General features: G+C 71.5%; 13 protein-coding genes and 1 pseudogene. 9 read left to right on the top strand and 5 right to left on the bottom strand.

The window, feature by feature from the left end; all coding sequences use genetic code 11:
• The 5 genes from tsaE to tsaD form a co-directional block, all read left to right on the top strand.
• Positions 1-473 (top strand): tRNA (adenosine(37)-N6)-threonylcarbamoyltransferase complex ATPase subunit type 1 TsaE (gene tsaE, locus H0487_RS18635; protein WP_246383845.1); only part of this gene is annotated, 473 nt, incomplete at its 5' end.
• 261 nt (positions 474-734) lie between these two features.
• On the top strand, positions 735-1,697 hold the full coding sequence (locus H0487_RS18640; RefSeq protein WP_183095735.1) for a glycoside hydrolase family 16 protein: 963 nt from the start codon (positions 735-737) through the stop codon (positions 1,695-1,697).
• Between the two features lie 51 nt (positions 1,698-1,748).
• Positions 1,749-2,396 carry a tRNA (adenosine(37)-N6)-threonylcarbamoyltransferase complex dimerization subunit type 1 TsaB gene (gene tsaB / locus H0487_RS18645; RefSeq protein WP_183095736.1) on the top strand — a complete coding sequence of 216 codons (648 nt, stop codon included), beginning with the start codon at positions 1,749-1,751 and terminating at the stop codon, positions 2,394-2,396.
• On the top strand, positions 2,393-2,848 hold the full coding sequence (rimI, locus tag H0487_RS18650; RefSeq protein WP_312856017.1) for a ribosomal protein S18-alanine N-acetyltransferase: 456 nt from the start codon (positions 2,393-2,395) through the stop codon (positions 2,846-2,848). Before tsaB ends, rimI begins: the two co-directional genes overlap by 4 nt.
• Positions 2,848-3,897, top strand: coding sequence for a tRNA (adenosine(37)-N6)-threonylcarbamoyltransferase complex transferase subunit TsaD (gene tsaD, locus H0487_RS18655; RefSeq protein ID WP_183095746.1), 1,050 nt, complete (start codon positions 2,848-2,850; stop codon positions 3,895-3,897). The genes rimI and tsaD overlap by 1 nt, the downstream gene beginning before the upstream one ends.
• Before the next feature lie 96 nt (positions 3,898-3,993).
• Here tsaD and H0487_RS18660 read toward each other — a convergent pair whose 3' ends face one another.
• The 5 genes from H0487_RS18660 to H0487_RS18680 form a co-directional block, all read right to left on the bottom strand.
• A complete protein-coding gene (locus tag H0487_RS18660; RefSeq protein ID WP_183095737.1) occupies positions 3,994-5,100 on the bottom strand; it encodes a TolB-like translocation protein in 1,107 nt (368 codons plus the stop codon).
• A gap of 46 nt (positions 5,101-5,146) precedes the next feature.
• The gene (locus H0487_RS18665) at positions 5,147-6,382 is read right to left on the bottom strand and encodes an MFS transporter (RefSeq protein WP_183095738.1); all 1,236 of its coding nucleotides are present in this window, start codon (positions 6,380-6,382) and stop codon (positions 5,147-5,149) included.
• A gap of 30 nt (positions 6,383-6,412) precedes the next feature.
• Positions 6,413-7,639 (bottom strand): TolB-like translocation protein, encoded by a 1,227-nt coding sequence (locus H0487_RS18670; RefSeq protein WP_183095739.1) that lies wholly within the window; start codon positions 7,637-7,639, stop codon positions 6,413-6,415.
• A complete protein-coding gene (locus H0487_RS18675) occupies positions 7,636-8,175 on the bottom strand; it encodes a SigE family RNA polymerase sigma factor (RefSeq protein ID WP_183095740.1) in 540 nt (179 codons plus the stop codon). The genes H0487_RS18670 and H0487_RS18675 overlap by 4 nt, the downstream gene beginning before the upstream one ends.
• 168 nt (positions 8,176-8,343) lie before the next feature.
• The gene (locus tag H0487_RS18680; RefSeq protein ID WP_183095741.1) at positions 8,344-9,513 is read right to left on the bottom strand and encodes a class I SAM-dependent methyltransferase; all 1,170 of its coding nucleotides are present in this window, start codon (positions 9,511-9,513) and stop codon (positions 8,344-8,346) included.
• Positions 9,514-9,747: 234 nt separating this feature from the next.
• On the opposite strand from H0487_RS18680, the gene groES reads away from it, so the two are divergent.
• The 4 genes and pseudogenes from groES to H0487_RS18700 form a co-directional block, all read left to right on the top strand.
• Positions 9,748-10,044, top strand: coding sequence for a co-chaperone GroES (gene groES / locus H0487_RS18685; RefSeq protein WP_183095742.1), 297 nt, complete (start codon positions 9,748-9,750; stop codon positions 10,042-10,044).
• A gap of 79 nt (positions 10,045-10,123) precedes the next feature.
• Complete coding sequence (gene groL, locus H0487_RS18690) at positions 10,124-11,740, top strand: chaperonin GroEL (RefSeq protein ID WP_183095743.1); 1,617 nt, start codon at positions 10,124-10,126, stop codon at positions 11,738-11,740.
• A 72-nt stretch (positions 11,741-11,812) separates the two neighbouring features.
• Positions 11,813-12,592: a DUF1684 domain-containing protein gene (locus tag H0487_RS18695; protein WP_312856018.1), complete on the top strand. Its 780-nt coding sequence runs from the start codon at positions 11,813-11,815 to the stop codon at positions 12,590-12,592.
• 49 nt (positions 12,593-12,641) lie between these two features.
• Positions 12,642-13,175, top strand: a pseudogene (locus tag H0487_RS18700) (GNAT family N-acetyltransferase); the annotation flags it as partial.

Here is a 13,175-nt window from a genome sequence, read left to right on the forward strand (position 1 = left end):
AGGTCCCGACCCCCGCCGACATGCGGGCCCTCGCGACCCGGGTCGCCGGCGTGCTCGAGGCCGGTGACGTGCTCGTCCTCAGCGGCGACCTGGGCGCCGGCAAGACGACGTTCACGCAGGGCCTGGGCGCGGCGCTCCAGGTGCGCGGCGACGTCACCTCGCCGACGTTCGTCATCGCGCGCGTGCACCCCTCGCTGGTCGACGGTCCCGACCTCGTCCACGTCGACGCCTACCGCCTCGGCGGTGCTGCCGAGCTCGACGACCTCGACCTCGACACCGACCTCGACCGTGCGGTGACGGTGGTCGAGTGGGGTGAGGGCCTCGCCGAGGACCTCGCCGAATCGCCGCTGGAGATCCGGATCACCCGGGCCGTCGGCGAGGAGTCCGCCGACGGGTCCGGCGACGACCACGACCCCCGCACGGTCGAGATCGACCCCCTCGGACGCCGGTGGCTCGGCGTCCCGCTGCGCTGACTTCCTCACTCCCCCTCTGATTCGCGCCCGCGGTGCCGATGAGTCCTTCACGGAGGTCTCGGGAGACCCAGGGAGGGGTGCCTGCGCATGCGTGTGCGAATTTTTCTGACGTTCCTCATGTGCCTCGCCATCAGTGGCGCGGTGATGGTGGATGCGCCGTTGTCCGATGCGGGGAAACGAGTGACGCTCGAGCGGCCGCTCCAACGTGACGAGTCAGTGGTGCTACGGGGTGAGTCGGCGGCGAAGTCGCGGGTGCGGATCATGCGCCGCGTCGAAGGTGGCTGGGTGCGGGTCGCCCGGGACCGGGCCGACCGGCGTGGCCGCTACAAGGTCGTCCTCGACCGTCCGGCGGACGAGAAGTGGGTCGTCCGGGCGTTCTCGGGCGGCGTGCGAAGCGGTCGTCGTACGGTCTCGCCGGCGCCGCCGCCGCTGAAGGGCCCGCCGGCCGACGCCTGCGGTGCCCGTGTCCCCAAGTCCGACGGGACCTGGTGGGAGTGCTCGTTCTTCGACGAGTTCGCCGGCTCTGCGCTCAACGACAACAAGTGGCTCGCCCAGGAGACTGCCGTCAGCGGGGTCGCCAACGGCACGTCGTGCTACCTGAAGAAGCCGTGGACGATCGGCGTCGCCAACGGCCTGCTGCGGCTGAGCGCCCAGAAGCTCGGTACGCCGTTCACCTGCAAGAGCCCGCTGGCGGACTTCACGACCGACCGGGCGTCGGCGACGGTCACCACGCGCGGTCGCTTCTCGCAGGCCTACGGCCGGTTCTCGTTCCGTGCCCAGATGTCGACGACCCGCGTCCCCGGCGCGCACTCGGCGCTGTGGCTCTATCCGAACAAGCACACGTACGGCAAGTGGCCGTTGTCGGGCGAGGTCGACGTGGCGGAGTGGTACAGCGCCCTCCCCACCCGGGTCTTCCCGTCGGTCCACTACATCGACGGCGGCAACAACGTCCACACGGGCCAGGACGCGACGTTCGTCAACGTCAGCCAGTGGCACACCTACACGGTGGAGTGGTCGCCCACGACGATGACGTTCTGGTTCGACGGGGTGAAGGTCTACGAGCACTCGTGGCTCGCGCTGGCCCCGTTGCTGGGCTCGCAGCCGTTCGACCAGCCGTTCAACGTCGTGCTCACCCAGGCCTGGGGCGGGCTGTGGAACGCGCCGACGGCGCTCACGCCCAATCGCGTGACGATGACCGTCGACTGGGTGCGCGTCTGGCGGTGACGCCACCTGCCGGGCAGGGCGGCACGGGGCCGGGGCAGTAGCCTCGGGCCCGTGCTGCTCGCGTTCGACACGTCCTCACCGACCGTCACCGTCGCCGTCCACGACGGCTCCGACGTCGTCGTGGAGCTGACGTCGGCCGAGACGATGCGGCACGGCGAGCAGCTCGCGCCGCTCGTCGACCGGGCGCTGCGACAGGTCGGGCTCGAGCCGCGTGACCTCACTGCGCTCGCCGTGGGCGTCGGCCCGGGTCCGTTCACCGGTTTGCGGGTCGGCCTGGTGTCGGCGCGGACGATGGCGCACGTGCTCCAGGTCCCCGTCTATGGGATCTGCTCGCTCGACGTCCTCGCACTGGAGGCCTACGAGTCCGGGACCGTGGTGGGACCGTTCGTGGTCGCGAGCGACGCGCGGCGCCGGGAGGTCTACCTGGCGTCGTACGACGAGGGCGGCGCCCGGCTCGCCGGGCCCGACGTGCTGCGGCCGGCTGACGTCGACCCCGCGCTCGCCGCGTTGCCGGTGGTGGGCGAGGGCGCGGCGCTCTATCCCGAGTTCCTCGTCGACGGCCGCTCCCCGCTCCGGCCGAGCGCGGGCTGGTTGGCCCGCTGCGTCGCCGAGGAACGTGCCGAGCTGCGTGACCCCGAGCCGCTCTACCTGCGCCGTCCCGACGCGGAGATCCCGCGGGCGCCGAAGCCGGCCTCGTGAGCGTGTCGGTCCGGGCGGCGACGGTGGACGACGTCACCGCGGTGGTCGACCTCGAGGTGCTCGCGTTCGTCGACCCCTGGTCGGTCAACCTCCTCGACGAGGGGATCAGCGGTCTGCTGCCCACGACGCGCTACCTGGTCGCCGAGTCGGCCGGGGGCTTCGTGGGCTACGCGGTCGTCAGCGTCGCGCAGGACGTCGCGGAGCTCCAGCGGATCGCGACCGCGCCGGCCGCGCGTCGTACGGGGGTCGCGACCGCGCTCCTCGCGGCCGTGGTCGCGCATGCAGCGGACCTCGGCGCCGAGCGGCTGCTGCTCGAGGTGCGCGAGGACAACGATGCTGCGCTGGGCTTCTACGGCGGAGCCGGGTTCGCGGAGGTCGCGCGTCGTCCCCGTTACTACCGCGACGGCACCGACGCCGTCGTGCTCGAGCGGTTTGTGAGAATGGCGCCGTGATCCCCGACGAACCGCTGGTGCTCGGCATCGAGACGTCGTGCGACGAGACCGGTGTCGGTATCGTCCGCGGCCACACCCTGCTGGCCGACGCCGTCGCCAGCAGCGTCGACGAGCACGCCCGCTTCGGCGGGGTCGTGCCCGAGGTCGCCAGCCGCGCGCACCTCGAGGCCATGGTGCCCACGATCGAGCGGGCGTGCGAGACCGCCGGCATCGCGCTCCACGACGTCGACGCCATCGCCGTGACGAGTGGTCCGGGTCTGGCCGGTGCGCTCCTCGTCGGTGTGGCGGCCGCCAAGTCGCTCGCGCTGGCGCTCGGCAAGCCGATCTACGGCGTCAACCACCTCGCCGCGCACGTCGCCGTCGACCAGCTCGAGCACGGTCCGCTGCCGGAGCCGTGCCTCGCCCTGCTCGTCTCCGGCGGTCACTCGAGCCTGCTGCGCGTCGCCGACGTCACCGCCTCTATCGAGCCGCTCGGTGCCACCATCGACGACGCCGCCGGCGAGGCGTTCGACAAGGTCGCCCGGCTGCTCGGGCTGCCGTTCCCCGGCGGCCCGCACATCGACCGGCAGGCCGCGTCCGGGTCGTCGGTCGCCATCGACTTCCCGCGCGGTCTCACCTCGCGCAAGGACCTCGAGCGGCACCGCTTCGACTTCTCGTTCTCCGGCCTCAAGACCGCCGTCGCGCGCTGGGTCGAGGCCCGTGAGCGCTCGGGCGAGCCGGTGCCCGTCGCCGACGTCGCCGCCTCCTTCCAGGAGGCCGTCTGCGACGTGCTCGTGCGCAAGGCCCTCGACGCCGCGTCGTCGGAGGGCATCGAGGACCTGCTCATCGGGGGTGGCGTCGCCGCCAACTCCCGGCTGCGGGCGATGGCCGAGGAGCGGGCGTCGGCGCTCGGGATCCGGGTCCGCGTGCCGCGTCCGGGTCTGTGCACCGACAACGGCGCGATGGTCGCGGCCCTCGGCTCCTCGATCGTGTCCCGTGGTCACGCCCCGTCGTCCTACGACCTGCCCGCCGACTCGAGCCTGCCGGTCACCTCGATCCTCGCCGGCTGACGGACGTCCCCGCAGGCGCGAGTTGCCGGGGTTGCGGGCGCGAGTTGCCGGGGTTGCGGGCGCGAGTTGCCGGGGTTGCAGGCGCGACCGAGTGGGTCAGTACTGGACGAGGGTGAACGGGCTGTCGTACTCGGTGCCCTTCGCCGGGTCGGCGATCTCGCTGACCTCGCCGTCGGGCGCCATCGAGAACAGGTGCCACTGGGCACCGTCGTAGGCGTCGAACACGACGCGGCCGTCGGCCGACCACGCCCACTGGGCGATGAATCCACCCTCGACGGCGTACTGGCCCGATGCCTCGCCGGTCTCGGCGTCGAGGACAGAGATCTGGGGCAGGCCGAGTCCGTCGTAGTAGCTCGGCAGGCCGATCACGTGCCGGCCGTCGGGTGAGATCTGGGCGGCCTCGAAGTCGCAGGTCTCCCAGCGCGGCTGCTGCTGGCCGACCTCGATCAGGCCGCCGCAGGAGCCGGCGTCCTCGATCGTGTCGACATAGCTGACCAGGCCGTCGGAGACGTCGCTGAACTCGATGACGAACGGGTACGGGTTGTCGTTGATGCCGTGCGAGTCGAGGGCAGTGGGCTCGCCGAGACCGGAGTTCAGGAAGACCTGGCAGCCGTCCTCGACCTCGTAGCAGTTCGGCCCGCCGACGACGGCGGCGACGGTGAAGGCGACCGTCTCGCCCGGCGCGGACAGGTCGACGCTGCCCAGCGAGACGGCGTCGCCGTCCCAGGCGGTCTGGACCTTGCCGTCGGTGTCGACCCAGGCGATCGTCGTGCCGGCCTCGTTGACCGCGACCGCACCGGTCGTGTCGAACGTGCGGACGACGGTGCCGTCCTCGGCGATGACGTCGGCCTCGGCGAAGACCTCGCCGGCGACGCGGGTCGCGACGAGCTGGCCGTTCCAGGTCACGGCCGCGAAGTAGTCGCTCTCGGGGAGGGAGACGGCGTCGCCGTCGGCCTGGAGCCAGACGCCGTCGACGAGGTGCTCGACCCCGGCCGGGTCGGCGAACGTGGCCGTCTCGGTCGGCGGGGTCGGCTCGTCGGTGGGCTCGGTCTCCGGGGACGTCGGCGCGGAGGACGACGCGGTCGTCCGGTCGGAGGCAGCGGTGTCGTCGCTGCCGGAGTCGTCGCCGCACGCGACGGCGAGGAACGTCAGGGGAGCGATCACCGCTGCGACGGCGATCCGGGACTGGAGCGTGGTGGTCATGCCAGGAGGACGCGGACGACCGCCCGAGGGTTGCATTTCCGCGACGTCAGTCGGGTGCGGCCGCCTGCGGAGGGTGGAGCTGGAGGTCGCGGATCGCCGGTCGGGTGGCGCCGATGAGACCTACGACCAGGCACAGGACGGCGCTGCCCACCATCACGTCGGACGCGCCGAACACGAGCACGAGCGGGGCGACGGCGACCTGGCCGATCGGCATCGCGACGAACGAGAAGAAGCCGTCGACCGCCATGACCCGCGACAGCATGTCCTCGGGCACCTTCTCCTGCACGGTCAAGCTCCACGAGAGGTTCACGACCGCGAGGCCCGCGCCGGCGACGAGGAACCCGGCGGCGAGCACGATCGTGCTGACCCACGTCCCGAGCAGGAGCATCGGTACGGCGGAGCAGGTGAAGCCGAGCACACACGCCCGGAGCGAGCGGCGCAGGGTGATCCGAGCGAGGAAGAACGCCGCCACGAAGACCCCGACGGCCTGACCGGCGCGGGCGAAGCCCCAGCCGTCACCGCCGATCGTGTCCTCGGCGATGACCGGTCCGAGGACCCCGAGGGAACCGCTGATGACGGCGTTGAAGACCAGCGAGCACGAAGCGACCGGGAGCACCCAGCCGAGCGAACGGACGAACGACCAGCCCGCGATGAAGTCCCCGAGCACGCTCGGTCGCCGGTCCGGTCGGTCGGCGACGGGCAGCCGCATCAGGCCGAGGAAGGCGGCTGCGACGAAGTACGTCGCCGCGTCGACGGCGAGCGCCCAACCGGGACCGACGGTGGCGACGAGGACGCCGGAGAGGGCCGGCCCGCCGATGCTGGTCACGCTCTCGGCCTGCCCCATGAGCAGGTAGGCCGGCTTGCGCTCGGCCTCGGGGAGCAGCACCGGCACCATGCCGTGGAAGGCGGGATAGCTCACCGCGAACACGGTCCCGCTCACGAGCTGGAGGACGACGAGGTGCCAGATCTCGGCGGTGTCGGTGAGGACCAGCACGGTCGCGACCGTCTGGACGACGCCCTGAACCAGGTTGCACCCGCGCAGCACCAGCGCTCGGGGCAGCCGGTCCGCGATCGCCCCGCCGAGCAGCATGAGCGTCACCATCGGCACGGTCCACGCCGCCATCACCCAGCCCAGCGCCGCCACCGAGTCGTCGATGGCGAGGACCGCGAACGCGAGCGCGATCCCCGCCATCGCCGTACCGGCGCTGTTGACCGTCTCGCCGAGGAAGAACCACCGGAAGTTCGCGACCCGCACCGGGGACAGGTGGTCGCGGAACCTCACCGATCGGACACTACCTCCGGCATCGGGCGGTCAGCGGCGGACGAGTCGGAAGGGGGTCGACTCCGCGGGGCCCTCGACCGGATCGCCCAGCTCGGTGGTCTCCCCGGTGACGTCCATCGAGTACAGGTGCCACCGGGCGCCGTCGTACGCCGAGAACACGAGCCGGTTGTCGGGCGTCCAGACTGCGCCGGAGGAGACGAAGCCACCCTCCGGGGCGAACCGGCCGGTCTCCTCACCCGAGTCGGCGTCCAGGATGGCGATCCACGCGGTCCCGATGCCGTCGTACTGGCTGGGGAGCGCCGAGACCAAGGACCCGTCGGGCGAGACCTCGCGGGCGTCGAAGTCGCAGGTCGTCCACGTGGCCGCGCTCGCCTCGAGGTCGTAGAGACCCGTGCAGAGCGAGGTGTCGGGGTTGTACGAATCGACGAAGAGGACCTTCGAACCGCCGACCGTGGTCGCGTCCCGGTAGTCGAGCGCGCCGGGGACGGGGTTCTCGTCGGTGCCGTCGGAGCCGACCGCCGTCGGGTTCTCGCCGAGGCCGTTGTTGAGGTAGACGGTGCAGCCGTCAGCGGCCTCGTTGCAGTCGGGTCCGCCGGCGATGGCGGCGACGTCCCACGCCACGCCCTCCCCGGGCGAGGCCAGGTCGACGGCGTTGATCGTGGCGTCCTGGTCATCCCAGGCGGCCCGGACCTCGTTCGTGTCCGGGTCGATCCAGGCGATGGTCGTGCCGGCGTCGTTGACGACGACGCTCGAGGTGACCTCGAAGGAGTCGACCACGGCACCGGAGTCATCGATCACGTCCGCGACGTTGAAGACCTCGCCGTCCCAGCGGATCGCGACCAGCAGGTCGCCCCAGAGGACCGACGACGTGTAGGGCTGGTCGGTCTCCGAGAGCTCGACCGTGTCGCCGTCGGCCTGGTGCCAGACGTTGCCCTGGAGGTAGTCGGGCAGGGCCGGGGTGTCCGGCGCGACGGTGCTGGTCGAGCCGCCGTCGCTCGGGTTGGCGAAGTCCGGCTGCTTGGTCTGCGTCGTCCCGCCGTTGCTCAGGACGGCGATCGGGGTGACGATCGCGGCGACGCCGAGCACGCTGCCGGCGACGGCGGCGCGGCGGTTGCGCTTGATCCGCCGTGCCTTGCCCTGCACGGCGGTGAAGTCGAACGGCGCCTCGTGGAGGTCACGGACGCGCGCATCGAAGTCACGGCTCATCGCTTCCTCCCAAGGGGTGTCGTGATCGGTCGGGTCGGTGGGGTGGTTCATGACGGGGACTCCTCGCCGTAGCGGGGGTGGAGCTCGGCGGGCACGCGCTCACGGAGAGCGGACAGCGCCCGACTGCACTGGGACTTGACGGTGCCGACCGAGATGCCGAGGGCATCGGCGACCTCGGCTTCCGACATCTGCTCGTAGTAACGCAGGACGACGACCGCCCGGGCCTTGGGCGGCAGGGTCTGGACGACCTGCCAGAGCTGGTCGTTGGTGCCGTCGTCGTACGCGTCGTGGTGCGGCGAGCCCTCGGGGATCTCGTCGGTGGCCCACTCGCGCTTCTTCCACGCGCGGCGCCACAGCGAGTTGTTCTCGTTGACCATGATCCGGCGGACGTACGCATCGACGGCGCCGCGGTCATGGACCTTGTCCCACGCGAGGTAGAGCTTGGCGAGCGACGTCTGGAGGACGTCCTCGGCAGTGTGGCGGTCGCCGGTCAGCAGGTACGCCGTCCGCAGCAGGCTGGGCTGCCGCACGGCGAGGTACTCGGTGAACTCGGCGTCCCGTGCCGTTGCACGGTCCTTCCGGCTCATCCGCCGACCTCCCGAGGTCGCGCCATCGTCGCTCTTCTCTCCGTCATCGGGTCCCGGTTTCGGGGCCCCTGGTGGAACATTCTCAGGGGGAGGACGCGATCGATCCCGGATTGGTTGCAATTCGACGCAGGTAGGTCCGGATTCGAGGCAGGTAGGTCCGGATTCGGCTCAGAACGGCGCGACGAGCAGGGCCGTGCCGGCGCCGCCGACCCTGGTCAGCACGAGGGTGGCCTCCTCGTCGCCGGACAGCGCGAGCCGCTTGCGGAGGGCGTCCGGGCTGACGTCGACCCCGCGCTTCTTGATGGTGAGCCGGCCGATGCCCCGCTCGCGCAGGGCTGCCTTGAGCTGCTTCTCGCGGTAGGGCAGGTGCTCCAGGACCCGGTACCCGCGGGCGAACGGGGTGCGGAAGGACAGCTCGGAGGTCACGTAGGCGATCTTCGGGTCGACCAGCCTGCCGTCGACCCCGGCGGCGACGGCCGTCACCAGGCCCGCGCGGATCACCGCACCGTCGGGCTCGTAGAGAAAGGCCCCGACCTCGCCGACGCCGACGGCGTCCGGCCCCGGGTCGTCCTCCTCGGTGATCGACGCCAGACCGCCGGAGCCGATGACGGTCGCCCGCCGCTCCGCGGTAGCGGTGCGGCCCGACCACAGCGCCGCCTCCTTGACCTCGCCGTGGTCGCTCACCCACTCGGCCTCGACACCTCGGGGGACCATGTCGTGGGGGATGCCGGGCGCGACCTTGACGCAGGCGTCGCGGCGCAGCAGGTCCTCGACCCACGACCACGGGGGCACCCAGTCGTCGACGTGGAAGCTACGGCCGGCGCCGCTGCGCCGGGCGGGGTCGGCGAAGGCGAGGTCGAACGGGGAGTGGTCGACCGTGGTGGCGTCAGCGACCTGGACGGCACCGGGCAGGCCGAGGGCGGCGAGGTTGGCCTCCGCGACCGCGACCCGCACCGGGTCGAGGTCGACCCCTGCGCAGACCAGGCCGGCCCGGGCGCCCGCGACGAGGTCGCCGCCGATCCCGCAGCCCAGGTCGATGAGGCTCGAGGCGCCGAAGGCGCGGTAGCGGCCGGCGCGGTGGGTCGCGACGGACAGCCGGGTGGCCTGCTCCAGGGCGTCCGGAGTGAAGTACATCCGGGACGCCAGGTCGCCGAACTTCTGCTCCGCGCGGACCCGGAGCTCGACCTGGGTCATCGCGGCGGCCACGGCGGCCGCGGGCGCCGTACGTCGGAGCTCGGCCTGTGCCTGCAGCTCCGGGACGTCGATCAGCTCGGTCGCCCGCGCGAGGACCTGCTGCCCCTCGTCGGTGAGCAGCCAGCGGAAGGCGTCGAGGTCCACGGGCCGATCCTGTCAGGCCGGGTCGTCCGACGTGATCAGGGCGGGGACCCGCTCTGGCACTCATTGGAGGAGAGTGCTAGTTTCGACGTTGGCACTCTCACCTCGAGTGTGCCAGCGCTTGCCGACGAGGGTGCGACCCCCGCGACGGCGTACTCCCAAGGCAAGCACCAAACGTGGGTGGGCGAAATGCCCGCCGGACCGAACACCGACAGACGCAGAAAGAGGTCGATCGACGTGTCGATCAACATCAAGCCGCTCGAGGACCGCATCGTCGTCAAGCCGCTCGAGGCCGAGCAGACCACCGCCTCCGGCCTGGTCATCCCGGACACCGCGAAGGAGAAGCCCCAGGAGGGCGAGGTCGTCGCGATCGGGCCCGGCCGCTTCAACGAGGACGGCGACGCCCGCATCCCGCTCGACGTCGCTGTGGGCGACAAGGTCATCTACAGCAAGTACGGCGGCACCGAGGTCAAGTACTCCGGCCAGGAGTTCCTCATCCTTTCGGCGCGCGACGTCCTCGCCGTCGTTTCCTGATTTCCCTCGAGTCGTCCGGCTCTCGGTGACCTCCGGGTCGCCCTGAGCCGGACGACTCGAACTCTTTGAAGGAGTAGTAGTGCCGAAGATCCTGGAGTTCGACGAGAACGCCCGCCGCAGCCTCGAGCGCGGTGTCGACGCGCTCGCCAACGCCGTCAAGGTGACGCTGGGCCCCAAGGGCCGCTACGTCGTCCTCGACAAGAAGTGGGGCGCCCCCACGATCACCAACGACGGCGTGACCGTCGCCCGTGAGATCGAGCTGGACGACCCGTTCGAGAACCTCGGTGCCCAGCTCACCAAGGAGGTCGCGACCAAGACCAACGACGTCGCCGGTGACGGTACGACGACCGCGACGGTCCTGGCGCAGGCCATGGTGCACGAGGGCCTCCGCGCGGTGGCCGCCGGCGCCAACCCGATGGGCATCAAGCGGGGCATGGACGCCGCCGCGCAGGCCGTGTCCGCTGCGCTGCTCGCTGCGGCCCGGGAGGTGGAGTCCAAGGACGACATGGCCAACGTGGCCACCATCTCCAGCCGCGACAGCCACATCGGCGACCTGCTCGCCGAGGCGTTCGACAAGGTGGGCAAGGACGGTGTCATCACCGTCGAGGAGTCCAACACCATGGGCACCGAGCTCGAGTTCACCGAGGGCATGCAGTTCGACAAGGGCTACATCTCGGCGTACTTCGTGACCGACCCGGAGCGGATGGAAGCGGTCATCGACGACCCCTACATCCTGCTGCACCAGGGCAAGATCTCGGCGATCTCCGAGCTCCTCCCGCTGCTGGAGAAGGTCATCCAGGCCGGCAAGCCGCTCTTCATCCTCGCCGAGGACGTCGACGGCGAGGCGCTCTCGACCCTGGTGGTCAACAAGATCCGCGGCACCTTCAACGCCGTCGCGGTGAAGAGCCCCGCCTTCGGTGACCGCCGCAAGGCGATGATGCAGGACATCGCGATCCTCACCGGTGGCCAGGTCGTCGCTCCCGAGGTCGGCCTCAAGCTCGACCAGATCGGGCTCGAGACGCTGGGCCAGGCCCGCCGCATCGTGGTCACCAAGGACAGCACCACGATCGTCGACGGCGCCGGCGACCACGCGCAGGTCGAGGGCCGGGTCAACCAGATCCGCAAGGAGATCGAGGCGGCCGACAGCGACTGGGACGAGGAGAAGCTCCAGGAGCGTCTCGCCAAGCTCGCCGGCGGCGTCTGCGTCATCAAGGTCGGCGCGGCCACCGAGGTGGAGCTCAAGGAGAAGAAGCACCGCATCGAGGACGCCGTCTCGGCGACCCGCGCGGCCATCGAGGAGGGCATCGTCCCCGGCGGTGGCTCGGCGCTCATCCACGCGGTCTCCGTGCTCGACAAGGACCTCGGCCTCACCGGTGACGAGGCGGTCGGCGTGCGCATCGTGCGCAAGTCCGCCGACGAGCCGCTGCGCTGGATCGCGGAGAACGGCGGCGAGAACGGCTACGTCGTCACCACCAAGGTGCGCGAGCTCGGCGTCGGCAACGGCTACAACGCCGCGACCGGCGAGTACGGCGACCTGGTCGCCCAGGGCGTCCTGGACCCGGTCAAGGTGACCCGCTCGGCGCTCGTCAACGCGACCTCGATCGCGGCGATGCTGCTCACCACCGAGACGCTGATCGTCGACAAGCCCGAGGCCGAGGAGCCCGACACGGGCCACGGCCACGGTCACGGCCACTGATCGAGCACCTCGATCGAAGCGACACCAGGTCGGCCCTTGTCAACAGGGGCCGACCTGGCGCATTTTTCCCCGGTGGACGATGCGACCTTTCTCGGGGAGTGGCAGGAGTGGCACGACGGCCGTGAGGCGCGCCTGGTGGCGCCGCACGGGTTCCTCGCCATCACCGGGCTGCACTGGCTCGACCCCTCGCCCCAGCGGATCGACGGGATCCCGGGGGCCTGGTCGACCGGCCCCGAGGGCGTGGTCGTCGAGCTGGGCGGCGACGAGCGGCTGACCCTCGACGGCCGTGAGCTCGGTGGACGGGCCGTGATCGGCCCGGTCGACGACCGGGGGGTGCAGGTCGAGGCGGGCGACGTCCGGATCGAGGTCGCGACCCGAGCCGGAGCGGTGCTGGTCCGGCCGCGCGACCCGTCCCACTGGCTCCGCTCCCAGCACGTCGGCACGCCCACCTACCCGGTGTCGCGCTCGTGGGCGGTCCCGGCCCGGTTCCACCGCTACGCGCAGAACCAGCCGACCGGCATCGAGATCCAGAACCTGGCGAGCGGCGTCGTCGAGGACGCCGTCGGCGAGGTGGAGTTCGAGATCGACGGACGGTCGCAGCGGCTGGTGGCGCTCGACGACGACGGTGGGCTGTGGCTGCTGTTCGCCGACGCGACCTCCGGGCGAACGACGTACGGCGCTGGACGACAGCTCTACGCGCCAGCGCCGCGGGCCGACGGGTCGCTGGTCATCGACTTCAACCGCGCGACGAACCTGCCCTGCGCCTACACGGACTTCACGACCTGTCCGGTGCCGATGGCCCGGAACCGGCTCCTGGTCGCGATCGAGGCGGGGGAGCGGAACCCCGAATGACCGCGGTTCGGGCCTGCCGGGCGGGCTCGGGATACGGCATGCTGTGCCCATGCTGTGGAGGGTGCGCGCCAACCTGCCGGACCGCCCGGGCAAGCTCGCGCCCCTGACCGCCGAGTGCGGCAAGGCCGGCGTCAACATCGGCGCCGTCCAGGTGTTCACCAGCCAGGTGCCGGCCACGGTGACCGTCGAGCTCGTCGTCCGCGCCCCCGAGGACTGGGGCCACGACGACGTCATCGAGCTCGCCCGGCGCGGCGGTGGTGAGGCAGTGGTGACCCACGAGGTCAACAGCCACGCCCTCGACGACCAGCCCACCCGTTACGTGAAGGCGGCCCAGCAGATCCTCGACCACCCGGCGTCGTTCCCCGACGTGGTCGCCCACCTCTTCGACGCCGACGTCGAGCCGAGCCACGGACGCGAGGACGTGCTCGAGCTGTCCGTCGGCAACGCCGTCATCCAGATCCGCCGCGAGACGCCGTTCACCCCGGCCGAGCGGGCGCGCGGTACGGCGCTCGCCGAGCTCGTCGACGACGTGCTGGGCCGCGAGGCGCCGGCTGCGCCGGAGGGCGCGAGCGACACCGGGCCG

Source organism: Nocardioides stalactiti (genome assembly GCF_014180715.1).
Taxonomy (GTDB): domain Bacteria; phylum Actinomycetota; class Actinomycetes; order Propionibacteriales; family Nocardioidaceae; genus Nocardioides; species Nocardioides stalactiti.